Genomic DNA, 21,892 nt, shown 5'->3' on the forward strand with positions numbered 1-21,892 from the left:
TGGTCAGGTGTTTGAGTGCCCTGCTTGGTTTCTAATACGAAGCAGCCGCGTTTGTAGAGGTCAATCCGGCCAATAGATGAATACCCCTTTGAGGTTTCCAAAATAGAAGGAATAGCATTAGCTTAGCTAATGCTATTCCTTCTATTTTGGAAATATACTGCCCGTTCGAGCACATAAGCATCTTGAGCAGGATTGTCGGTGGTAGGGTCAGGTCGGGCAACGCCAATGAGGTCACAAAGGTCTTGCAGGAACAGACTGTAATTGGCCCGTTCGGCTCCCCCGGCTGGTTTCCAGCGGGCTTCGAATTGAGAATAGGTCACAGGTGTAGATGTTGCCAATAAGCGTGTTTAGTTGGAAACAAAAGGCAAAATGACCGGAAAGATAATCACTGCAACGTAGAGTAGCATATAGCGCACAGTACAAGTTAACAACTTGTTGCCAGGGAGCCGAATCTAGTTGGTTGCTGGTAGTCCTTACTGATGAAGTTATGTGTAACTTTACGGTTAGGCGTACCTACCGTAACTTTTTATGAACCTTCATGCTTATCTGTAAGCCTAAACAGGCTCAGCCTTGCTTTTTCTACCGGAGCAGTGCCGATCAACAGGCGCTTAACACGTTTCTAGTCCACTGTAGCGGTTCACAAGCCACTTTCGAGCCAACGGGTAAAGCGTTGTTTATGACCGATCGCAAAGGGCAGTCCGTTTCAATATTCGTGATGCCGGGTTCGTGGGTGCGCTGTTTGGACAGGGGGCAGTTCACCGCCGTACCTGATCGCATCTTTCAGCAACAGTTCGAGTTGGTTTGTTAAACCCGCTCGAACGAATAAGCGAATGAAACCTAGTACCGTTCGATGTTTTGATGCCAACCTGTAAGATGGCCTGATCCAAGCCCACGATTATCGTACTCAGGAGCTGAACTACAACAAGCCCGATTATACGCCCTTGTAGCAAATGATTGTGAAGGCATTACCAATGCCTCATTAACTCAACTGATTGCCCGAACGTGAGGCATTGATTAATGAGATGGCAATTTGAGAATAGCCGCGAAACCCGAAGGTTGCTTTCTATCGTATTCGCTGAGTATCTTCGAAAAACGGGCGTATTTTGAGGTGGTAAACCAATCTACTCATTCTTTTCCGACCGAAGCCTAACTAGCTCTGGCAAATAAGATGTAAATCATAACTTTAGCTTTCGGTAAGAGTTTTCCTCGGATGCCCCTTCCGATCCAGCATGAGCAAACACCACCAACCCGATCAGGCAACCCCCAACCAACCCCCGGCTGACTATTATCAACAAGTCTTGCAATCCTTCCTTACAGCCACCTCCGATGCCGTGTATCGGATGAGTGCTGACTGGCGGCAGATGCATCAGTTGAGCGGTAAATCATTTCTGCTGGATACCGCTACGACCAACTCCTCTTGGCTGCAACAGTACATTCCACCTCCCGATCAGCAGCAGCTACAGACCATCATTGAAGAGGCTATTGTCGCCAAGAAGCCCTTTGAGCTGGAGCATCGCGTCATCCGGGCCGATGGGAGTCTAGGCTGGACGTTTTCGAGGGCCATTCCGCTTCTCGACAAGCAGGGTGAAATTACGGAATGGTTTGGCACTGCCAGTGATATTACCGGCCAAAAACAGGCCCAAGAAGCCCTCGCTCAATCGGAAGAAAAATACCGGATGTTGTTCAACTCGATTGACGAAGGGTTCGTCGAGATGGAAATGGTGATGGATGAGGCCGGACGAGTCCTCGATTGGCGTTGGCTGGATTACAATCCAGCGTTCGAGCGGATGAGCGGGCTGACGGGCAAAAAGGGACAGTTGTTCAGCGAGATCGTGCCTAAGCTGGAGCCGGAATGGGCCCAACGGTACGGGCATGTGGTGGCGACGGGCGAGTCGTTGCGCTTTGAACTGCCGGTAGTCGGCCTGGATAGCTGGTTCGACATCTTCGTCTCGCGGATCGGCGAGGAAGGCGACCGGAAGGTCGTGTGCGTTTTCACCAACATCACCGCCCGCAAACGCCAGGAAGCCAATCTAGCTTTTCTGGCCGAGGTGAGTCAGGACCTGGCCTTGGTGACGGATATTGATCAGACGATGAACGCGTTAGGGCAAAAAATTGCCTCCTATCTAGGCTTGTCGGCCACCTCCTTTGCCGAACTCGATGAGGAGGCTAATCCAGAGACGCTAACCGCCGTCATCAGTCACGGCTGGTATCGGGACGATGTGCCAGGCCATCTGGGTACCTATCGGATGGACGAATTCATGACCCCCGAGGTGATGCAACTTTGTCTGGCTGGCAAAGCCGTCATCATCCGCGATGTCTTCGAAGACCCCAGGACAAATGGAGAGCAGTATGCGGGGTTACACATCGGCTCCTTCATCAGTATGCCACTGGTGCGGGATGGGAAGTGGCGTTTCCTGCTGGTCCTCTATCGAAGTGAGGCCCATGACTGGAGCCAGGAGGAAATTGAGCTGACGCGCGAACTAACCACGCGCATTTGGACGCGTCTCGAACGGGCCCGCGCCGAAGCAGACTTGCAGGCGTCGCAAACGCGCTTTGAATCGATAGCCAACCTGGTGCCCGACCTGCTGTGGGATAGCCAACCGGATGGGTCCACCTACTGGTATAACCAGCGTTGGCTGGACTACACCGGACAGCGGTACGAAGAGGCCATCGGCTGGCGCTGGACTGACGCCGTTCACCCCGACGAACGGGCAGCATCGGCCAAGCGTTACCAAGAGGCCGTGACAACCGGCCAGTCGTTGCGCCAGGAGCACCGGATCCGGCGTCACGACGGGGCGTATCGCTGGTTTGTCGTCAATACCTACCCGCTCAAGGACCAAACCGGGCAGGTGGTCAAAATGTATGGGGCGGCCACCGATATCCACGAGAGTAGACTATATGAAGAAGCCTTGCAGGAATCGGAAAAACGGTTTCGGCTGGCCATCGAAGCCACCGAACTAGCCACCTGGGAGTGGAATCTGGACACCGACCAGGTGTACTGGAACGAGCAGCACTTTCGGCTCTTTGGCATGGAACCCCGGCAAGGCCCTTTGCGCTCAGAGGAGTTCATGCGCCACGTGCATCCACAGGAACAGGATCGAATCAAGCACCTGCTGGAGCAGGCCATCGCCGAGCGAAGCATTTATGAAGCTGAGTTCTGTGCCGTGCTGGACGATGGTGCCCAGCGCTGGATGAGCGGTTACGGACGCATCACCGAAGAGCAGGACGGTCGGCCCGTCAAGATGAGCGGGGTCATGTTCGACGTGGATGATCGCCGACGGACTCAAGATGCCCTGCGGCAGAGCAAGGAGCGGCTCCAAAAGGCCCTCAGCATCCAAACGGTAGGGGTGATCTTCTTCGACCGGCAGACGAGGATCGGGGCCACCAACGAGGCTTTTCTAGCCATGAGTGGGGTGAGCCAGCACGATATCGACCAGCGGTCAGTCAGCCTCATTGAGCTAACGCTGCCCCCCTGGCGTCCCCTTTGCCAGCAGGCGATGAGCGAACTGATGACGGAGGGGCGCTCGCAGCCCCACGAGAAGGAGTTGCTGCGGCCCGATGGCACCCGGTGGTGGGGCCTGTTTGCCGGCTCGCGCCTGAGTGAGGATGAGTTTATCGAGTTCGTGCTGGACGTGACCGAGCGTCGGCGGGCCGAAGATGCGCTGCGGGAGGCCGATGGGCGCAAAGATGAGTTTCTGGCCATGCTGGCCCATGAGCTGCGCAATCCCATGTCCACCCTCCGCTCGGGGTTGCAAATCCTGACAATCACCGATGGCAAAGACCAAACCTCTAGTGACACCATCACCATGATGAACCGGCAGACGGATCATCTGGTACGGATGGTGGATGACCTACTGGATGTGAGCCGCATCAGCCAGGGTAAGATTGAGTTGAAGACGCAGCGAATTAATCTAGTAGAGGTGGTCGCTCAGGCTGCCGAATCCATTCAGACGCTATATCAAGAGCAAGGTCGGCGATTACACCTTGACTTACCGACGACTCCGATCTATCTGGAAGGCGATGCGACCCGCCTGAGCCAGGTGGTCACCAACCTGCTGACCAACGGGGTCCGTTATACCGGGGAGCGCGGCCAGGTTTGGCTGAGTCTGATCCATGAAGCCGGAATACCGGGCGGTCAGCAAGCCACCCTTCAGGTGCGGGATGATGGCATTGGGCTGGCCCCGGATCAACTGTCGGCCATTTTTGACTTATTTGTCCAGGTGGACAATTCCTTAGCCCGCTCGAAAGGGGGCTTAGGCTTGGGCTTAACGCTGGTGAAACGCTTGGTGGAGCTGCACGGAGGCCGGGTAGAAGCACAAAGTGAAGGGATCGGTGCCGGCAGTACCTTTCGGGTCCACTTGCCCACGTTGACTACAGCCTCTGAATCCATCCCCACGCCAGCGGAGGGGAACTCCGCCCAAGTGGCTGCCCAGCGGATTCTGGTGGTGGATGACAATGCCGATGCGGCCTTGATGCTCAGTGTGCTCTTAAGGCTGAAGGGCTACGAGGTGCATAGCCGCCAGAGTGGGCAGGCGGGCCTGGAAGCGGTCGAACAGCTGAAGCCAGGGGTTGTTCTGCTGGACATTGGTATGCCGGGCATGGATGGGTATGAAACGGCTCGGGCCATTCGTCAGCAGTCGGGGGGCCGGGATATCGTCTTAATTGCTTTAACGGGGTATGGTGGCGATGAGGATAAACAACGAGCCAGGGAGGCCGGTTTTGACGAGCATCTAATAAAACCGGTGGATCTGGGCGTCTTAACGGCTTTACTAACGAAGCTGTTACCAGCGGACTAGCGGTAAAGGAAGCCTAGTAACTCCTGTCTATTTATTCTAACAAAATGCTACCAATTGAGACTAGATAGGCTTACATAGTGGCCCAATTTTCGGGCGTATAATGAGATGAGGAATCTGTTAGTAAAAATCATTCATCGCAATATTGCGATTGTGAATTTCTGTGCTACATTTGCAGCATGGGAGTCACGAAAACTGAAATATTCACCGAAGAGCAGAACCGCATTGCGGATCTGGCTAAAGCCTTTGCCCATCCGGCACGGGTGGCCATTCTGCAATTGCTGGCTCAGAAAAAAGCCTGCGTGTGTGGCGACCTGGTGGACGAGTTGCCTCTCGCACAGGCAACCGTTTCACAGCATTTGAAGGAGCTGAAACGCATCGGCATCATTCAGGGCGAAATCAACCCGCCCCGTGTTTGCTACTGCATCAACGAAACCGTATGGGAAGAAGCCCGGCAAGCTTTTGGCTCGCTGTTCGATACCATCGTAAGTGCTGCGACTTGCTGTTAAGTACTCGGACAGCCGCTGCCGCAGCTATTTTTTTGTCCGTTTCAATCGTAATATTACATTTAACCAATAGGTAAACACATGGAAACTGCCGAGCAAATCAAAGAGACAGTGCGCCAGAAATACGGCGCAATTGCCGAACAACCGCCCGGCGGCCCGGCGGATGCCAATGGCTGCTGTGGCCCCACCTCATGCTGCGGGCCTGAAATCGAATCCAACGTGCCGATTGTCATGGCGCAGGATTACCAGGAGCTGAACGGCTATGTGGCCGATGCCGATTTGGGATTGGGTTGCGGCTTGCCGACGCAATTCGCGCAGATCAAACCCGGTGATACGGTAGTGGATCTTGGTTCGGGTGCGGGCAATGATTGCTTTGTCGCTCGTGCGGAAACCGGTGAAACGGGCCGCGTGATCGGTCTGGATATGACTCCTCGCATGATCGACCGTGCCCGCAAGAATGCGAAAGCGTTAGGCTTTACCAATGTCGAGTTCGTGTATGGCGACATCGAGGAGATGCCCTTGCCGGAAAATTTGGCGAACGTGGTCGTGAGCAACTGCGTGATGAATCTGGTTCCCGACAAGCAGAAAGCCTTCGCCGAAACCTTCCGCATTTTAAAGCCCGGTGGCCATTTCAGTATCTCCGATATTGTACTGAAAGGTGAACTGCCCGCAGGCTTGCAGCAGGATGCCGAAATGTATGTGGGTTGCGTATCGGGTGCCATCCAGAAGGATGCCTATTTGCAGCTCGTCAAAGAAAGCGGTTTCACCAACATTCAGGTACAGAAAGAGCGCGAAATCACCCTGCCCGATTCCGTGCTGCAAAACTACTTGTCTGCCGAAGAAATCGCTGAGTATCGCCAGCAAGACCTGGTCACGCCAGACCGGGGGATCTACAGCGTGACGGTTTTTGCGCAAAAACCGTTGGTATTCACCGACATCAAACCCAAGGAGGCCAGCCAGGCCGCTAGCTTTTGCGACCCATCCAGGCCGGGACCTGATTGTTGCAACTAATCCTACAACTGAAACCAGTTCTGAAAATGAAACGAATCCTTGTTTTATGCACGGGCAATTCCGCTCGTTCGCAGATGGCCGAAGGCTATCTGCAAACCTTTGCCGGTGATCGGGCCGAAGTTTTTAGCGCCGGTGTGGCTCCCCACGGTGTCAATCCATTAGCCATTCAGGTAATGGCCGAAGATGGCATTGATATTTCGCATCACACCTCGAACCATGTGGACGAATACACCGACCAGCCGTTCGATTACGTCATCACCGTGTGTGACAATGCCCGTGAGCAGTGCCCCTATTTTCCGTCGAGTGCTGAAAAAATTCACCACAGCTTTCCCGATCCAGGTCATCAGCCGGGCATCGATGCGCTGACCTCGTTCCGCCAGGTGCGCGACCAGATCAAAGCGTACAGTCAGGAGCTTGTCGAAAATCGGTTAGGCGAAACCATCCCCCAATAAGTATGGCCCTGCACATAGAAACCGCCCAGCCCGACGAGAAAGAAACCGTTGTGGCTTTACTTAAACAAGGCGATTTGCTTACCGAGGATTTACCGGCGGGCCTGCCTGATTTCGTGATTGCGAAATACGAGGAAACCCCCGTGGGTGTTGCTGGCCTGGAATCCTTCGGATCGGTGGGCCTATTGCGTTCGGTGGCCGTCGATCCCGCCCATCAGGGTAAGGGTATCGCGGCCCAACTGATCGACCGATTGTTGGCCACTGCCGATGCGTCGCATCTGAAAGAACTCTACCTGATTACCAATACCGCCGATGGCTATTTTACGCGCTACGGTTTTGCACCCGTAAGCCGGGAAACCGTGCCCGAAGCCATCCAGCGAACTCAGCAGTTCAGCGGCCTTTGCCCGTCATCGGCCATTGTCATGAAACGCACGCTTTAAACCATTCGCTTATGAGTACCCCCCGCTTATCGTTTCTCGACCGCTTTTTGACGCTGTGGATTTTCCTGGCCATGCTGATCGGCGTGGCCATCGGCTACTTTTTCCCGCAGTCGCAGACCTTCATCAATGGCTATAATTCTGGCACTACGAATGTACCGTTAGCTATTGGGCTGATCCTGATGATGTATCCGCCTTTGGCAAAGGTGAAGTATGAAGAGCTGCCCAAGGTGTTCGCCAATACGAAAATTCTGGCTCTCTCACTTGTGCAAAACTGGATCATCGGGCCGTTGCTGATGTTCGGCCTAGCGGTGATTTTCCTGCCTGACAAGCCCGATTACATGACGGGTTTAATCATGATTGGCATTGCCCGATGCATTGCAATGGTCATTGTTTGGAACGACCTGGCGGGCGGTGATCGGCTCTATGCGGCTGGCCTGGTAGCCTTCAACAGCATCTTTCAAGTGCTGTTTTATTCGGTTTATGCCTGGCTATTCATCACCGTTTTGCCGCCCCTATTCGGGCTTCATGGATACGACGTGAATATCACCATTGGCCAGGTTGCCGGGAGTGTTTTTATTTATCTAGGCATTCCCTTTTTGGCGGGCCTTTTCTCGCGGGTGATCCTGACCCGGTTATTCAGCCGGAAATGGTACGAGCAGACGTTTTTGCCTGCCATCAGCCCCATTACACTCGTGGCCCTGCTGTTTACGATTGTGGTCATGTTCAGCCTGAAAGGGCAGCTCATCGTTTCCATTCCGCTCGATGTGTTGCGCATCGCCGTTCCGCTGTCGATATATTTCGCCATCATGTTCTTTTCGGCTTTTTACCTGTCGAAACGGGCCGGTGCTGATTATGGCAAATCGACCTCGTTGGCCTTCACTGCCGCAGGCAACAATTTCGAGCTGGGTATTGCGGTGGCCATCGCTGTATTTGGCATCAATTCCGGAGCCGCTTTTGCTGCGGTGATTGGTCCTTTAATCGAAGTACCAGTGCTCATTTTGCTGGTCAATTTTGCTTTGAAGCAGCAACACCGTTTTGAACCCCATAACAAGAAGCCCCATCATGTTCTATAAATCTCATAAAATGCTCTATTCTTGCAACACGCTACCCTTGAAGGATCGAAGTAGCTTTCATCATTTGTAACCAATACGTAATTAGCTATCGCATATTTACGAAAGCTCTACGATTGCTCTGCGATTGCTCCCCCAATCAACTCCTTAATTGCTCTCTAACCTTCGCATATATGCGATAGCTGTTTGCTTTATCGACTAGGAAAACAGGCTTGAACTTCCGTAAATATGCGAAAGTGACACACTCGGATTGTCCCTTCGTCTTTACAGAGTCACGAATCAAAGCATTCAATAGGCACAGAAGCGCAAAATTAGACCCGTCACGCGACGATCTGCCAAGAAACACTCTCTTGCTCGTTTCGCTGTTTGCAGTGCCTTAAATCAAACGTTTTTATCTATCGGTACAATAGCCTAAGCCGAGGTCGATTGCTCCTGACTGGCCCGCTGTGCTACATACTGCTCCAGCTCATCAAGCCACTGTCCTTCGTTGTCCGGCCGGGTTTCGACAACAATCTCCCCGCTCACCTCCTCACGACGGATCAGCACGTTTTGCGCTCTGGCCGCGGGTGGCGTCGGCTTAAAGCTCCACTTATCGGGTTGGCGATTGGTGAGCCAGTACTGACACGCTTTGATGTTGGGCGGTAAGTGCTTCTCGACTTCAATGTGCCGGATCACCCGCTCGCCGTTAGCGTCTTTGAGCAACCATACCTGGGTTTCGGTGTAGGTGTATCCACACGCTAAGCGGAATAGGGCTTCGGCTACTTTCGCATCGGCAATGATCTTACCCCGCCACATGGCTTCTCGAAAGGCAGGATAGCGTTTCTTCCAGTAGTTGAGCGTTCGCACGCTGACATCAAAGAAGAAAGCAATCTCGCTATCGATAGCGCCTAGCAGACAGATGTTATGAACCTGTTTAGCGTATTCGGGCTTATAGCTCCCCGGTCGGCCTCCCTTGTTGCCGACTGCGTTGCGTTTGCCCTGCATGGATTCTGCCGTACGGAGTCGGGAAGAGGGAATGTGTTGAGTGCCTTTTTTCATGATTCGTAGTGTGGGGGGTAGTAAGCCTCGCACGGGCGCACGCGCGTAGCGGTGTGCAATAACTTAGTTTGTTGAAAAAAGGTGGTCCGTAAACTGCGGGTATTCGGTTTCTAAGACGGTATCCCCGTTGGACTGCTCTCGACGAACCAGCACGCTTTGCGGTGGCTGTTGTAGCTGATCATCCCGACGCTGCCTATTTTGCAAGCCTAGCTCCCGCGTAATGATATTAGCATTGAAATAGCCTAGCACAGCTCCTTCGAACTTGTGGGAGTAGATCACATCCTCAATACGATTGATTGCCCATTGAAAAGACTCATCGTCGCGCTTCGACTCTTTGAACTTACGCCAGTAGGATTGACCCACTCGCCAGTAAGCACACAGGCCCGAGAGGGTGTAAGGCCGAATGAGGGGTAAGTCAATCAGACAGGTTTGTTCGCGCTGTAGTGAAGTGTTCGCCCTAATGCGCTGCTCGGTCTTCATCCAGGGATTGTTATCTACCCATTCGAAGTAGTCGGTAGCGGCTTGCCATAGCGCCTGCGGAGTGGCAAAGCGGGGAGTCCGTCCGGTAGTGTGGCGTAGTCGCCAGGCTTGATTTGCCGTTTTAAAACCCATGTTGGATAGAAGAAATGAAGGCTTGAAGATACGAAGAAAGCGGGCTTGTCTCGCGTGCGCGCGCGAAACGACCGTGCATTAATCATAGAAACAGCGGAAAGGGCGTTTTTAGGCTACTGGCCAGGTAAGCGTTCTTCACTGCATTCTCACTGCTTTTGAACTACCCAACTAGTCCAGTAAGCGAAAAGGAAAACGCTCACTTAGCTCAAAAGGAAGGTAGTCGTAAGAGGCTTTATTCATTAGGTCATCGTACACGCTTACGGAATCGATCACCCGAACGGATGAAATACTTGAGCGTACCTCAACCCTGAGCAATTCACCTAAAGAAAGTTTTACCATCAGAGGCTTGTCTATCCACGGATTGGGCTCGGGAATACAAACAGTCAATATGAATAAGCCTTTGATCATACCCGAATGGGAAGGAGATAAAAGGCTTTTGTAACTTCAAGACAATACGGTTCATACTTCATCCTGTCGAACATGTAATCTAATGCCTCAACTAGTGAATTATCAGGCAATACTACGTTCGAACCTGGGCTTTCCACGGCTGCCCGTAGTTGATCGACTGTAAAAGTAAAACCGAGTTTAGGGGTGAAGCTCTCTTCTGACTGGTTGATCATAGCGGCTAATTGATTCGGGGTTGATTTACTATTCATAGTGGCGTGATCGCTAAAACGGGACGTCTTCTTTGTCCAAGGGGTCTTGAAAGCTGTTCGAACCGGTTGGTTTTGGAGGCTCGGGCTGACTGGCTTCGGCTGATGGTGGTTCAACGGGCGTAGAAGGCTCTAAGTCCATCGCTAATTGAACCTTGCGCTTCTGTTGAAACTCAATCTCGGTTTGCCAGACCGGGCGACCCTCCTCGGCATACCGGCTCGTGTCAGGATCAAACTTAAAGGTCTGCGAACCCAACTGACCGTTGAAGAAAAACTTAACCTTCTGCACGTGTACGTCCGCTGTGTTGGTTTCGTAATTACGGTAAACGCATATACCGTTATAGGTCTTGTTAAAGAAGTTTGAAGACCCCGCGATATCATACAGCGTCGGCACGTAATAGTTGCCTTTATCGTCCTTGCGCATTTTAGTCGGGTGAGCCACTAGAAACACGTGAACGTCGTTCAAGCGGGCAAAACGGGTGATCTTGCCCATCACTTCACTGACGTACTCGGTTTCGCTCTGGAAGGCTTGCCGTTTGGACTCAATGCAGTTGTAAGGATCAATGATCAATAGGTCAATGCCTTTGCGCAAGACGAGTTCTCGGCCTTTGTCCAGAATACCATCAATGGTCAGATCCGCCGTATCAATGTCGATAAAAAAGAAATGGTCGTTAACGAAGTTGAGCGCTGCGTTTCGCTGAGTGGCGTTCATCATCGCGTTCTTATCCGAGCGATAGTAGGGTAGTCCGGTATAGCGCTGACAAAGTTTGATGACCTTGATGAACGAAGGCTCTTCATAGGAAAATACCCCCACCTTCCAGCCGTGACGGGAGGCCAGTCGAATCGCGATCTGATCGGTGAACTCGCCTTTGCCGTGCGCAGGAATACCTGTAACTGTGGTGACCTCCCCGCGCCGAAAACGAAGTAAGTGGTCGAACCCTTCGTAACCGATAGCGTCTGACTTGGGCCAGCCATTGAGGGCAATGTCTTCCAGTTCGGCCCGCAGGTCATCGACCAGTAAAACCGATTCCAGGGGAGGGGCAACCGCTGATTGCCACAACGTACGGACTGCTTCGATCCCGTGCTTAAGCAGCACCTCATTGGCATCTTTGCAATCCGCAGGATACTCAACCACCCAGCATCGGTGTTTGCCAAAGCGCCGGATTAGCTCGTTTTTCAAAAACTCTCCGGCCTGATCCCCATCTACGGCGATAATGATCTTCTGCATCTTTTCGAGGGCTGACCAGCAGTTGTCGAGGTATTCCAGCTTGGCGCTACCCTTACTGGCTCCGTTGGGTACCGACACGGCGCCATAGTGTCCCGACTGGTAGAAGGTCATCGCATCGATCTCTCCCTCGCAGATCAGACAGGTGGAGCGGTCTTTCAACGAGTCCAAATTGTACAAAACCAGCTCAGCATCTTTGGTCAGCCGAAAGCACTTGAGCTTGTCGCGATACTTGACGTTGACCTTTTCCCCATCGCGGAAGTAGTTGAAGTTGATACAGCTGCGCTTCCCCGCTGCGTGACCATCGCGTTCAGGCATCCATTCTTTGGACTCACTGACGCGGAAGTATTGCAAGGTTTCGGGGTCAATACCGCGCTGATCTTTGAACCAGCGAATCGTATTGTCATTGAGGGGTAGTTCAATGGGTTCGGGCTTGGCGTACTTCTTACGATCCTGCCGTATTTCTTCATCGGTTTTATCGGTTACGAAGCCGTGCCAGGAACAGTAGTGACAGTTGTACAAGCCTCGGGTGAGGTCAACCGATAAGGATTTATCAGATTTATTTTTACGCTGGTGACTGCACATGGGGCATTTGACTTTCTGATTTCGGCTGCCGTGCAGTTTGACGTCAATGCCAAGTTCGTCGTAGGTTGCCATTGTGGTAGTTGAGTTAGACGACCAGTCGTTTTTTGCCTGAGGTTGTTGCCTGGTCGGGTTTGGATTCTTCGATGGGGTCGTTCCAGCATTCGCCGTTGAGATAGGTAAGTGGATTTTTTCGAAACTCGTATTTCGGGTTCAATCGGACGTAAAGTGGGGTGTGGGCAAGGATAGCCTGCTGAGTTCCCAAGCTTAACTTTTCAAATTTTGCCTGACACTTTTTTTTATCAATCTTCTTGCCGTAAGCGTTGAAAAATTGATCAAATAAAGACGCACTAGATGCGTCAGCATCGGCACTTTTTTTGTTTATTTTTTTATTACTATACTTTACTATACTATTAGAAGCGTTTCGTACACGTTCGAAATCCGTTTCATTTTTGGGAACCACTTGATTTTCACGCCATTCCTGCAAGCGTTTATTGTTTTTTTCTCGAGTTTTCTGGAAGTTTTCGCTAAACTTTAACAGATTTTTGTTGAAAGTTTCACCATTCCCCACTGAAATAAGCCCGATGCTCTCCATAAAAGCCCAGGCTTTTTCGAGCTTCTTGCCAACGGATAGTTGCTTTTTTAGAACAGCTGTCTTTATGGGTTTTTCGTGAAGAGCAAGCTTTTCTAGTATGGCAAAAAAAAGGCCGTAACCCTCATAACCGAAATGCATTATAAGTTCAGTTATCTTCTCGTCTTGGAGGGCGTTCGTGTCATGCAGAAAGTACTTCATGGTTGAAGATCATTAGGCATCATAGACGACTTATGAACGCAACAGCCAACCAGCGCTATAATCAATGACAATAGCTAGTCAAGTCACTACAAATAACTGAGTAGAGAATCTAGCAACTATCAACTATCGTACGTAACGGGTATGCTTATACGACAATTATATTAGCACAAATTGGAAGCGACAGGTTATTGATACTAACCGTTTTGATTGGAGTGCTTACGTTCAGATGTCTGATTAATTTTTAAGCTACCGAGCCGTTTGTTTAGGCTTGTTAGTTCTGACATAATCAGCAACTTGATGCTCAATCTCTTCTGTTGTCTTAACACGATTGCGTTTTAGCCAACCGTCCAATTCAACACGGTCTACGTAAATTACTTTACCCGCGGGTTTGTAATGAGGGATCTTACCGCTAGAAGTTAGTTTGTAGAAGTGCGAAGTACTTAGACCAGCGTAGGCTGCAGCTTCTTCTAAGGTCAAAGTTGCTTTAAAGCAAGCTATTAATGCTAACCGTTGAGTTGCTGTCAATTGCTGTTGTTGTAACTGCTGACTGATTTCAGACATATCCATTGCTGATCCTCCCATCTTTTAAAAAGCGTATTAGTTAGAAAAAATAGGCTTGTGCAAACCTGGTTAGCATTTGCTAACCGTTGGCAAATATGGGAAGCAAAAGAAAAGAAAGCACTTTACCTCACGCATAGGTATAGGTGAAGGGTAAGGTAAAGTGAAGTGTTATAAAAAATTGGAAAGCACTTTGTCTATACTACTCTTTTTCGCTTTACTTAAATCCATATCTAAACGCTGATTGATATTTTTAAAAGCTACATCAAAAGGCTTTCCATCGTCTTTTACAAAGCATCGGCTCAACTTTAAATAATCCATTCGCTTTCCAGCTGAATTTATTAATCCTTTCTCCGTTAAAGAACGAATAAAATATAATAATTCGCTTGGGGAGGCCTTCCATTTAACTGGCTGGAAGTCACCCATCAAGCAACCCGAGAAAGCAGCAGTAAAATCCTGAACACTCGTCTCATTAATATAACGGCTATACATTTGTTCGTACAACTCACGTAATTCTGTAGCAAAATCATCATCGAGCCATTGATATGATATAAACAACCCTCGATCTACTTGTGTCTCACCAGAAATACCATTATGTTCAACTTTTACCTGACGAGCATATACTTTCGAATCGATACCAGTAATTTCAAATAGCTGTTTCGTAAAGCTATTGATGAGATTTACTTTATAGAGTATTGGCCCAGCAATTTCTTGAAGGAAACGCATCATTCCTCCGTAATGGCCCGGTTGGCAAGCTTTATTCAGAACATTGAATTCTATATCTACAATAAGCGCACGACCTAACGCTTTTGTGAAACCTTCGAATAAATGCTTTTCATCACCATAAAACATTGACTCTATACGGCCAATAAGCGTTAATAGGTTATTCCTAATAAGAAATAACCTATTTTGAACATATAGTATCTTTTCTTCTGAGAGTAATAATACTTCTGAGAATGCTGATTCGATTAACATTCTAAACTCTAATTTCTCAGGCTGAAAATAATCAGGGTATTCATCAAAATCCAACCTAATTTTTTTAGGGTTATCGGCGTATAAAAGTTTCGCGTCAAGTTTTTGAACCACAGTTATAAATTCGTGTAGATTAGGGCACTCCATCATAATTCTATTTCAGGTAAACGGTTAACGGCATCTTGTTTTAAAGACTCAACTATTCGCACATATTTCTGTGTGTGTTCAAAGCTAGTATGACCTAGTAGTGATGAAGCGCTACTTATATCAGCGCCAAAAATGATTAGGTTGGTAGCAAATGAATGGCGAGCAACGTGGAAGGTTACCGTTTTAGATAAACCTGCGCGGTCCTTCCAAACTCTTAGACTTTTTAGAACGCCAGTATGTGAAGGCAGAGTAAAAATAAAGTCGCTGGGCTTACCTGGCTCACCTAATAGTCGTTGAGCATTTGTGTTCAGATTTATGATGACTGGCTTCTGGGTTTTATTTTGAATAATCTTTAGTCTCCCCTCCTGGTAGTGTTTCCATTGTAAGCTCTTCACATCACTAAACCGTAACCCAGTGTTACAGGCAACTAGAAACGCCCGTTTAACCTGGTCATTACTACAATCTGCTTTGGCTAGCGCTTGTAGCTCCTCAACGCTAAGGATATCCTTGGCTACAGTAATATCTGGTTTCTTATTAGGAACATCCTGTGCGGGATGGGTCGTGAACACCCCATCACGAACGGCCTGCTTGAGTACTTTTTTGAACTTGGCGAAGAAGTCATAGGGTGTTTCACCCGTCAAGTTTGGGTGATCGTCCATCCAGACTCTGAAGTCACGGCAGAAGTTTTCCGTGATAGACTTAGAGGACAGATAATCACTACCTGTAAATTCTTGAAGGTATCGCAGGGTGTAACGAATCATTCGAACATCTTTTTTGGTGTATCGATCGATATAGCTCTGCATATAGTCCAAAAAGTTAACCTTCTGCTTCAAGGCAGGCGCTACCCCATTTTGTTCGGCTCCGAGTTGTAATTCGCGTTTAGCTCGAATATTCTCAGCGGTCTGCGTAACTTCTTTGTTATGCTGCTTCTCCAGCTCGTCTTTTGGGCGCTTGTAGAGATAGAGTTTTAAAAACTCATATTTACGCTCCTCCCCATTATACAGGTCCAGGTATAAGCTAATCTTACCATTAGCCAATGCTTTCTTTCTGAGTTTAACTGCCATTTGTCGTTCCTTTCTGATTCTAAAGTAGCAAGTAACAGACAAATATGCGAGTAACAAATGAGTAACAAGAAAGCGATAAACAACAGAAAACAAGAGAAAGAAGAAAGTCACAAAAACAGAAAAGCCACTGATTTACAGTGGCTTTAGCTTTCCGTTGTTTGCTCTTGGTAGAGCCTTTTGTACCGGGAGCCGGACTCGAACCGGCATGTCCTTGCAGACAATGGTGTTTGAGACCATCGCGTCTACCGATTCCGCCATCCCGGCGACAGAATCGTCTCCGTTGCCAGAGATGCGTTTGTCAAACGTGGGTGCAAAAGTAAGGAGAAAGATGAAAAGACAAAACGATGAAGCTATTTTTTTTATTTTCTTTGATTATTCGTACCGAAGGGCTTCAATCGGATCGAGTTTTGAGGCTCGCACAGCCGGGTAAATGCCCGCAAACAAACCTACCGTTACGCAGACGCCTAACCCGAGAAACATCCATCCCCAGGGCACGACAAATCCGCCGGTTCCTCCGCTGATTAGTGTGGCAATCAGATTACCAATCCCCAGACCCAGAATAATTCCTCCCAGGCCGCCAAGAATACAGATGACGATGGCCTCAATCAGAAACTGCTGACGAATCCGCTTGGGCGTGGCTCCGAGTGATTTTCGAATACCAATTTCACGGGTACGCTCCGTAACTGACACAAGCATAATATTCAGCAGGGCAATCGAAGCGCCAAGCAAGGTCACAAAACCAATACCAAACCCACCCATCCGCAGATACCCGGTGATCGTCTCGGTTTGCCGGACTAAATCGTCGGCGCGCTGAATTTCGAATGAATCCGGTTGACCGAGCGGATCGCGACGGATCTGACGCATCACGCCCCGCGCTTCGCCAACGATTTCGTCCTGATCAGCAGCCGTCGTTACCGCAGCTGTAATGTTGAACGTTTGCCGCTGGGTACCAGCGAGTGCCCTTGCGTTATCCAGTGGAATCAGCACAACCCGGTCTTCGTCTCCGCCCGTAACTCCTCCTTTTTTGGCTAACACCCCAACCACCTTGTACTGAATACCGGATACCCGGATAACCTGATTAATCGGATTTAACTTGTTTTCAAACAACGTAGTGGCCACTTCACTACCAACGATAGCAACGTTGCGTGCGTAGTCAACTTCATTACCCGTAAAATTCCGACCATTCTGAACGGTATATCCTTTCACCGGGATGTAAGCCCCATCTCCCCCGATGAGTTGAATGTTGGGGTTTGTTTTTTTCGAGCCAAATTTCGCCTGCGTTCCTCCGGCGGCTACTGTCGATACAGTAATTGTCGCGCCATAAGGAAATCGTTGTTTAAATTGAACAGCATCGTGGTAACTGATGGGCTCGTCCTGTTTTTGCACCCGCCCCCCCTGCCGAAACTCATCCTGACGGGCAACAACCGAGAATGTATTAGCTCCTAAACCAGCGAAGCTGCTGGCTACCGAGTTTTGTATTCCATCGATCGCCGTCAGGATGCCGACCAGCGACGTGATGCCAATGGCTATGATCAGGGAAGTCAGGATGGTACGTAGGCGATTTCCCGCAATCGAACGCAGTCCTTCGCGGATATTTTCAAGTAGGTTCATAGCAAATAGGAAACGAGCGAACGGCCAGATACACCACTGGTCAGGCGATTACACATCTACCTTCTCTTTCGCTCGTTATCTCGCACAAAATTTGCTTATCTTTCGTTATTACAAAACTACCATTAGTATTCTTAACGGGGAAACCAATGAAACGGCTGCTGTTACCGCTTATCCTAATTTTGATATTAACGGGTCATACGTGGGCCTCCAAAATTCTGATTCCGATGGACGATGCCCAGAAGAATCACCTTAAAGCGTACGGCATTGCTTATTGGGTGCTTAAAACGCATGATACCGAAATCGACTGGTTGCTCAACTACCGGGGCGGTTCGTTTATGATGCCTCAAAGTCAGGCGTTCGTCAACGAAATGGTCATCCGGGGGGTTAGCTACGAAGTTATCTCGGACGCGCAATCGGCCCAGATTTTATCCGAAATAGCCGCTGCCGACGCCAATATGGATGCCGTTAAATTACAGAAGCCGCCTAAAGTAGCCGTTTACTCTCCTAAGACCAAGCAGCCCTGGGACGACGCCGTAACGATGGTTATGACCTACGCCGAGATTCCCTACGATGTGGTTTTCGACGAAGAAGTAATGAATGGCAAGCTCCCCGAATATGACTGGTTACACTTGCACCACGAAGATTTTACCGGGCAGTACGGCAAGTTCTTCCATTTTAAAGACCAACCCTGGTATATCGCCCAGAAGCAGGAAGCGGAAAGCATTTCCCGAAAATTCGGCTTCTCGAAAGTCCCTCAGCTAAAGCGTGCCGTGACCCAGAAAATTCGTGATTTTGTGCTGGGTGGTGGTTATTTGTTCGCGATGTGTAACGCAACGGATACTTATGACATCGCTCTGGCATCGCAGAATACGGATATTGTAGACGCTTTCTACGACGGTGACCCCGCCGATCCAAACGCAAACAGTAAGCTGGATTATAGCCAAACCTTCGCGTTCCGCAATTTCCAGGTGTATACCAACCCGTATCTGATCGAGTTCTCGAACATCGATAATCAGCCCGAAGAGCGGGGTTTAAGCGAACACAACGATTATTTTACCTTGTTTCAGTTTTCGGCCAAATACGACCCGATCCCAACCATGCTGACGCAGAATCACCTGAACGTCATTAAAGGGTTTATGGGGCAAACAACCGCTTTTAAGAAAAATCTGATTAAGCCGGAGGTAGTCATTATGGCCGAAAATCGGGCGGCTGGTGAGGCTCGGTACATCCACAGTCCGTACGGTCGCGGCTTTTTCACGTTCTACGGCGGCCACGACCCTGAAGATTACCGGCACGAAATCGGTGAAGAACCAACGGATCTCAATCTGCATCCGAACTCAGCCGGTTACCGACTGATTCTAAACAACATTTTATTCCCGGCGGCCAAGAAGAAGAAACAAAAAACCTAGCATGAACGCGTTCTCCGAAAGGCAGTATTTCCGGCAATGGTGGCTGTGGCTCATTCTGGGCTTCAGCGGCTGTTCGGTAGTTTATGGCGTCATCCAGCATCCTGGTCAATGGCCGGGTCTGGTCATCTTCGCCCTCGTCGTAGCCTTGTTTGCCCTCTGGCGTTTGGACACCCGCTACGACGAAACCGGAATTCATTACCGCGTTTGGCCGCTGATGGCCTGGCGGACAATCCGTTGGAATGATGTCCAGGAAGCAACGCTGGTCACCTACCGCTTTGTCGGCTACGGCATTCGCTGGAACTTCGGCGAGTGGGTGTATAACGTAGCGGGTAACAATGGATTACGCATTCGGACAACGACGAACAAGCGCGTGTTAATCGGTACGCAACAACCCGACGAACTCCAGAATTTCCTGGGCACATTGACCGTTCTACACTAGTTACTGAACCATTCGTCCACCATTTCTCCGCGTCCTTTGCTTTCCAGTTTCCGCTCTAGATCGTCCGGCAGCTTAGGGAAGAAATCAATGCCGGTCAATTGCTCGATCTGGTCAACGGGGACTACGAATTGCTTCAGCGAACTTTCCGACGCTTCGTTGTCGAGCAGAAAACCGATCATGCGTATGTCAGGCTTGTTGCAATACAGAATTACCTTGTAAAATTTTTGCGGAACGCTTACTTCGTTGGCTTTTCCAATTGTGGGTAAGCCCGCTTTTAAAACCGGCCCCGTGATGATGTAAAGTCCATTGTCGCGAACCGCCCAGGTACGAACCAGGTCTTCCAGCTCTTTCCAGATACCCCGGTTAAAATCCGGCACCTGGGGTGTGATATTGCTCATTAGGAATGTTTCGCGCATCATCCGCTGTGAGTATTTGAAATCACCCGCCGGAGCCAGGTGCCCCCGATCATAACCCGACCGCGTGTAATCAGAGGGTAAAGCCGTCCCATTGGCAGCCGCCCGATCTGGTTGAAACTGTTCATTTTTCCGGTCGGCGTCGCCCGTCGTCTCATAGTCCAGCAGCGGGTAAGCGACCCATTCGGCATCCTTGTATTCATCCCGGTAGCTAAGCGTGTATCCTTCGTGACGAATCAGCTCCCCGCCCGATCGGGAAACGGGCAGAATAAAATCGACCTGCTTCTCGAATTCAAAGCGCACGATTTTAGACTCTCGGTTTGTCTTCGTTTTCGACGAGCGTCTGCCCCTTTTATCGCTCGCTTCACTTTCAGATGCCGAAGGCTCCGGGCGTTCGTCCGTAGCTACGTCGGAATCCGGTTCCGGTGCCCGGTAGGGGTTCGATTCTTCCTTTTCGGCGTGTGATCGTCTCAGACCAATTATTTCCCGGACATCATTCCAGAAGGCAACGACCGGCTTGGTTTTACCGCCGTAGTGCAGAAATAAACCAATCAGGAAAAATACAAACAGCAGCACAAGCGTGTTACCGCGTAATCGGAAGCCCCGGCGGGCGTATTTTTTTGTATTAAAGCGAGGTCTGAAAAACATAGGCGTAAATCTACAGAGTTTGCGGACAACACAGCTTTGCAGGAAGAAGAAAGCCTAACGATTTATTGATCGACTTTAAACTCCTGCCTGTCTAACAGACGAACCACAATGAGCGGACAACTGTTGAGCGGTTATGTCATTACATATTGCCGTTATTGGCGGAGGAGCCGCCGGTTTTTTTGGTGCCATCACAGCCGTTGAAACGTATCCGGGTGCTACGGTCACCATTCTGGAAAAGACCCGTACCGTATTGAACAAGGTCCGCATTTCGGGTGGCGGACGCTGCAATGTTACTCACTCCTGTTTTGACAATCGTCAACTCGTCAAGCATTACCCCCGTGGCGAAAAAGCATTACGCTCGCTATTGAACCAGTTCGACGCGGCCGATACGGTGCGCTGGTTCGAGCAGAAAGGTATTGCCTTAAAAACGGAAGCCGACGGGCGGATGTTTCCCGCAACCAACACCTCCGAAACCATTGTCGATTGTCTATTGAATACCGCCCAACGACTGGGCATTCAGATTCGAACCAGTTGTGGCGTCAGTACCTTACAGCCTGATGGGACCGGATGGCAACTTCAGTTACTAACCAGCGAAACGCTGTACGCGGATCGCGTTTTGATCGCAACGGGTGGCTATCCGCAACGGCCCTCTTACGACTGGTTTCCCGACCAAACGGATGAGTTGATCGATCCGGTACCATCGTTGTTTACGTTTAACGTACCTGATAATTACCTGCTACCGCTGGCGGGCGTATCCGTTCCCGATACAGCGGTGTCAGTGGTTGGGACGAAACAACAGCAGCGCGGTCCTTTACTCGTTACGCACTGGGGTTTCAGCGGTCCGGCGGTATTGCGGCTATCGGCCTGGGCAGCCCGCGACCTGGCATCAGTTGATTACCGATTTACGCTACGTATCAATTGGGTTCCTACACTGACCGAGAACGAACTGCGAGCAGCCTTACAGGATTTCCGGCAGCAAAATGGCCGTAAACAGGTAAGCTCACAAAATCCGTTTGGTCTGCCATCCCGTCTTTGGCAGTCCTTTGTTTCTGAATCGGGAATCGAAGACAACCAGCGGTGGGCCGATTTACCCGCTAAACCACTCAATCGACTGGCCGAACGGCTTACCAACAGTCAGTTTGGGGTTGCCGGCAAAAGTACGTTTAAAGACGAGTTCGTTACCTGCGGGGGCGTTCCACTCAGCAGCCTCGATGTACAAACCCTTGAGAGCAAGGCTCAGCCAGGTTTGTTTTTCGCCGGCGAAGTGCTTGACGTTGACGGCATTACCGGCGGTTTTAATTTTCAGAACGCCTGGACAACGGGGTACGTCGTCGGTAAGCACATTGGACACGAATCGACTGCGGTAGCCGAATAGCCTGTTTGTAGGCATCCTTAAGTCTATTAAGCCATATAAATCCTGTTTTCGGGACATTTTCGGTTGACGAAATAGTCGATGGAG

At 50.1% G+C, this 21,892-nt stretch carries 21 protein-coding genes and 1 tRNA gene; 10 read left to right on the forward strand and 12 right to left on the reverse strand.

What is annotated here, in order from left to right; all coding sequences use genetic code 11:
* Window positions 1-122 precede the first annotated feature (122 nt).
* On the reverse strand, window positions 123-320 hold the full coding sequence (locus M0L20_RS00005; protein WP_248475089.1) for a hypothetical protein: 198 nt from the start codon (window positions 318-320) through the stop codon (window positions 123-125).
* 218 nt (window positions 321-538) lie between these two features.
* Here M0L20_RS00005 and M0L20_RS00010 point away from each other — a divergent pair, with 218 nt between their 5' ends.
* From M0L20_RS00010 to arsB, 7 genes are all read left to right on the forward strand, one after another.
* Complete coding sequence (locus M0L20_RS00010) at window positions 539-808, forward strand: hypothetical protein (RefSeq protein WP_248475090.1); 270 nt, start codon at window positions 539-541, stop codon at window positions 806-808.
* Between the two features lie 421 nt (window positions 809-1,229).
* Window positions 1,230-4,796 carry a PAS domain S-box protein gene (locus M0L20_RS00015; protein WP_248475091.1) on the forward strand — a complete coding sequence of 1,189 codons (3,567 nt, stop codon included), beginning with the start codon at window positions 1,230-1,232 and terminating at the stop codon, window positions 4,794-4,796.
* 176 nt (window positions 4,797-4,972) lie between these two features.
* Window positions 4,973-5,302 (forward strand): ArsR/SmtB family transcription factor, encoded by a 330-nt coding sequence (locus M0L20_RS00020; protein WP_248475092.1) that lies wholly within the window; start codon window positions 4,973-4,975, stop codon window positions 5,300-5,302.
* A 78-nt stretch (window positions 5,303-5,380) separates the two neighbouring features.
* Window positions 5,381-6,310 carry an arsenite methyltransferase gene (locus M0L20_RS00025; RefSeq protein WP_248475093.1) on the forward strand — a complete coding sequence of 310 codons (930 nt, stop codon included), beginning with the start codon at window positions 5,381-5,383 and terminating at the stop codon, window positions 6,308-6,310.
* Between the two features lie 26 nt (window positions 6,311-6,336).
* The gene (locus tag M0L20_RS00030; protein ID WP_248475094.1) at window positions 6,337-6,762 is read left to right on the forward strand and encodes an arsenate reductase ArsC; all 426 of its coding nucleotides are present in this window, start codon (window positions 6,337-6,339) and stop codon (window positions 6,760-6,762) included.
* Between the two features lie 2 nt (window positions 6,763-6,764).
* The gene (gene arsN2 / locus M0L20_RS00035; RefSeq protein WP_248475095.1) at window positions 6,765-7,199 is read left to right on the forward strand and encodes an arsenic resistance N-acetyltransferase ArsN2; all 435 of its coding nucleotides are present in this window, start codon (window positions 6,765-6,767) and stop codon (window positions 7,197-7,199) included.
* A gap of 11 nt (window positions 7,200-7,210) precedes the next feature.
* The gene (arsB, locus tag M0L20_RS00040; RefSeq protein ID WP_248475096.1) at window positions 7,211-8,272 is read left to right on the forward strand and encodes an ACR3 family arsenite efflux transporter; all 1,062 of its coding nucleotides are present in this window, start codon (window positions 7,211-7,213) and stop codon (window positions 8,270-8,272) included.
* A 408-nt stretch (window positions 8,273-8,680) separates the two neighbouring features.
* Here arsB and M0L20_RS00045 read toward each other — a convergent pair whose 3' ends face one another.
* The 10 genes from M0L20_RS00045 to M0L20_RS00090 form a co-directional block, all read right to left on the reverse strand.
* Entirely contained in the window at window positions 8,681-9,307 is a 627-nt protein-coding gene (locus M0L20_RS00045; RefSeq protein ID WP_248475097.1) for a terminase, read from the reverse strand.
* Between the two features lie 63 nt (window positions 9,308-9,370).
* Window positions 9,371-9,919 carry a DNA-packaging protein gene (locus M0L20_RS00050; RefSeq protein ID WP_248475098.1) on the reverse strand — a complete coding sequence of 183 codons (549 nt, stop codon included), beginning with the start codon at window positions 9,917-9,919 and terminating at the stop codon, window positions 9,371-9,373.
* Between the two features lie 404 nt (window positions 9,920-10,323).
* Window positions 10,324-10,575, reverse strand: coding sequence for a hypothetical protein (locus tag M0L20_RS00055; protein ID WP_248475099.1), 252 nt, complete (start codon window positions 10,573-10,575; stop codon window positions 10,324-10,326).
* A gap of 13 nt (window positions 10,576-10,588) precedes the next feature.
* Window positions 10,589-12,454, reverse strand: a complete 1,866-nt coding sequence (locus M0L20_RS00060; protein ID WP_248475100.1) for a DnaB-like helicase C-terminal domain-containing protein — start codon at window positions 12,452-12,454, stop codon at window positions 10,589-10,591.
* A gap of 13 nt (window positions 12,455-12,467) precedes the next feature.
* On the reverse strand, window positions 12,468-13,172 hold the full coding sequence (locus tag M0L20_RS00065; protein ID WP_248475101.1) for an LvrA C-terminal domain-related protein: 705 nt from the start codon (window positions 13,170-13,172) through the stop codon (window positions 12,468-12,470).
* Between the two features lie 246 nt (window positions 13,173-13,418).
* Complete coding sequence (locus M0L20_RS00070; RefSeq protein ID WP_248475102.1) at window positions 13,419-13,754, reverse strand: helix-turn-helix domain-containing protein; 336 nt, start codon at window positions 13,752-13,754, stop codon at window positions 13,419-13,421.
* Window positions 13,755-13,901: 147 nt separating this feature from the next.
* Window positions 13,902-14,816 carry a hypothetical protein gene (locus M0L20_RS00075; RefSeq protein ID WP_248475103.1) on the reverse strand — a complete coding sequence of 305 codons (915 nt, stop codon included), beginning with the start codon at window positions 14,814-14,816 and terminating at the stop codon, window positions 13,902-13,904.
* A gap of 32 nt (window positions 14,817-14,848) precedes the next feature.
* Complete coding sequence (locus M0L20_RS00080; RefSeq protein WP_248475104.1) at window positions 14,849-15,913, reverse strand: site-specific integrase; 1,065 nt, start codon at window positions 15,911-15,913, stop codon at window positions 14,849-14,851.
* Window positions 15,914-16,093: 180 nt separating this feature from the next.
* Window positions 16,094-16,177 (reverse strand) — tRNA-Leu (locus M0L20_RS00085).
* Between the two features lie 108 nt (window positions 16,178-16,285).
* Window positions 16,286-17,524: an ABC transporter permease gene (locus M0L20_RS00090; protein ID WP_248475105.1), complete on the reverse strand. Its 1,239-nt coding sequence runs from the start codon at window positions 17,522-17,524 to the stop codon at window positions 16,286-16,288.
* Between the two features lie 146 nt (window positions 17,525-17,670).
* On the opposite strand from M0L20_RS00090, the gene M0L20_RS00095 reads away from it, so the two are divergent.
* Both M0L20_RS00095 and M0L20_RS00100 read left to right on the forward strand, forming a co-directional pair.
* Window positions 17,671-18,933 (forward strand): asparagine synthetase B, encoded by a 1,263-nt coding sequence (locus M0L20_RS00095; RefSeq protein ID WP_248475106.1) that lies wholly within the window; start codon window positions 17,671-17,673, stop codon window positions 18,931-18,933.
* Window position 18,934: 1 nt separating this feature from the next.
* Window positions 18,935-19,372 (forward strand): hypothetical protein, encoded by a 438-nt coding sequence (locus M0L20_RS00100; RefSeq protein ID WP_248475107.1) that lies wholly within the window; start codon window positions 18,935-18,937, stop codon window positions 19,370-19,372.
* Here M0L20_RS00100 and M0L20_RS00105 read toward each other — a convergent pair.
* Window positions 19,369-20,433 (reverse strand): DNA/RNA non-specific endonuclease, encoded by a 1,065-nt coding sequence (locus M0L20_RS00105; protein ID WP_232558791.1) that lies wholly within the window; start codon window positions 20,431-20,433, stop codon window positions 19,369-19,371. The two genes, M0L20_RS00100 and M0L20_RS00105, sit on opposite strands and share 4 nt — an antisense overlap.
* A gap of 133 nt (window positions 20,434-20,566) precedes the next feature.
* Between M0L20_RS00105 and M0L20_RS00110 the strand changes: the two genes are divergently transcribed.
* Window positions 20,567-21,808, forward strand: a complete 1,242-nt coding sequence (locus tag M0L20_RS00110; RefSeq protein ID WP_248475108.1) for a BaiN/RdsA family NAD(P)/FAD-dependent oxidoreductase — start codon at window positions 20,567-20,569, stop codon at window positions 21,806-21,808.
* Window positions 21,809-21,892 lie beyond the last annotated feature (84 nt).

Source organism: Spirosoma liriopis, assembly GCF_023196085.1.
GTDB lineage: Bacteria > Bacteroidota > Bacteroidia > Cytophagales > Spirosomataceae > Spirosoma > Spirosoma oryzicola.

Excerpts from the sequence above, each read along its gene's own strand:
- M0L20_RS00010 (WP_248475090.1), top strand. The coding sequence starts at position 539 with ATGCTTATCTGTAAGCCTAAACAGGCTCAGCCTTGCTTTTTCTACCGG.
- M0L20_RS00015 (WP_248475091.1), top strand. The coding sequence starts at position 1,230 with ATGAGCAAACACCACCAACCCGATCAGGCAACCCCCAACCAACCCCCG.
- M0L20_RS00020 (WP_248475092.1), top strand. The coding sequence starts at position 4,973 with ATGGGAGTCACGAAAACTGAAATATTCACCGAAGAGCAGAACCGCATT.
- M0L20_RS00025 (WP_248475093.1), top strand. The coding sequence starts at position 5,381 with ATGGAAACTGCCGAGCAAATCAAAGAGACAGTGCGCCAGAAATACGGC.
- M0L20_RS00030 (WP_248475094.1), top strand. The coding sequence starts at position 6,337 with ATGAAACGAATCCTTGTTTTATGCACGGGCAATTCCGCTCGTTCGCAG.
- arsN2 (WP_248475095.1), top strand. The coding sequence starts at position 6,765 with ATGGCCCTGCACATAGAAACCGCCCAGCCCGACGAGAAAGAAACCGTT.
- arsB (WP_248475096.1), top strand. The coding sequence starts at position 7,211 with ATGAGTACCCCCCGCTTATCGTTTCTCGACCGCTTTTTGACGCTGTGG.
- M0L20_RS00045 (WP_248475097.1), bottom strand. The coding sequence starts at position 9,307 with ATGAAAAAAGGCACTCAACACATTCCCTCTTCCCGACTCCGTACGGCA.
- M0L20_RS00050 (WP_248475098.1), bottom strand. The coding sequence starts at position 9,919 with ATGGGTTTTAAAACGGCAAATCAAGCCTGGCGACTACGCCACACTACC.
- M0L20_RS00055 (WP_248475099.1), bottom strand. The coding sequence starts at position 10,575 with ATGAATAGTAAATCAACCCCGAATCAATTAGCCGCTATGATCAACCAG.
- M0L20_RS00060 (WP_248475100.1), bottom strand. The coding sequence starts at position 12,454 with ATGGCAACCTACGACGAACTTGGCATTGACGTCAAACTGCACGGCAGC.
- M0L20_RS00065 (WP_248475101.1), bottom strand. The coding sequence starts at position 13,172 with ATGAAGTACTTTCTGCATGACACGAACGCCCTCCAAGACGAGAAGATA.
- M0L20_RS00070 (WP_248475102.1), bottom strand. The coding sequence starts at position 13,754 with ATGGGAGGATCAGCAATGGATATGTCTGAAATCAGTCAGCAGTTACAA.
- M0L20_RS00080 (WP_248475104.1), bottom strand. The coding sequence starts at position 15,913 with ATGGCAGTTAAACTCAGAAAGAAAGCATTGGCTAATGGTAAGATTAGC.
- M0L20_RS00090 (WP_248475105.1), bottom strand. The coding sequence starts at position 17,524 with ATGAACCTACTTGAAAATATCCGCGAAGGACTGCGTTCGATTGCGGGA.
- M0L20_RS00095 (WP_248475106.1), top strand. The coding sequence starts at position 17,671 with ATGAAACGGCTGCTGTTACCGCTTATCCTAATTTTGATATTAACGGGT.
- M0L20_RS00100 (WP_248475107.1), top strand. The coding sequence starts at position 18,935 with ATGAACGCGTTCTCCGAAAGGCAGTATTTCCGGCAATGGTGGCTGTGG.
- M0L20_RS00105 (WP_232558791.1), bottom strand. The coding sequence starts at position 20,433 with ATGTTTTTCAGACCTCGCTTTAATACAAAAAAATACGCCCGCCGGGGC.
- M0L20_RS00110 (WP_248475108.1), top strand. The coding sequence starts at position 20,567 with ATGTCATTACATATTGCCGTTATTGGCGGAGGAGCCGCCGGTTTTTTT.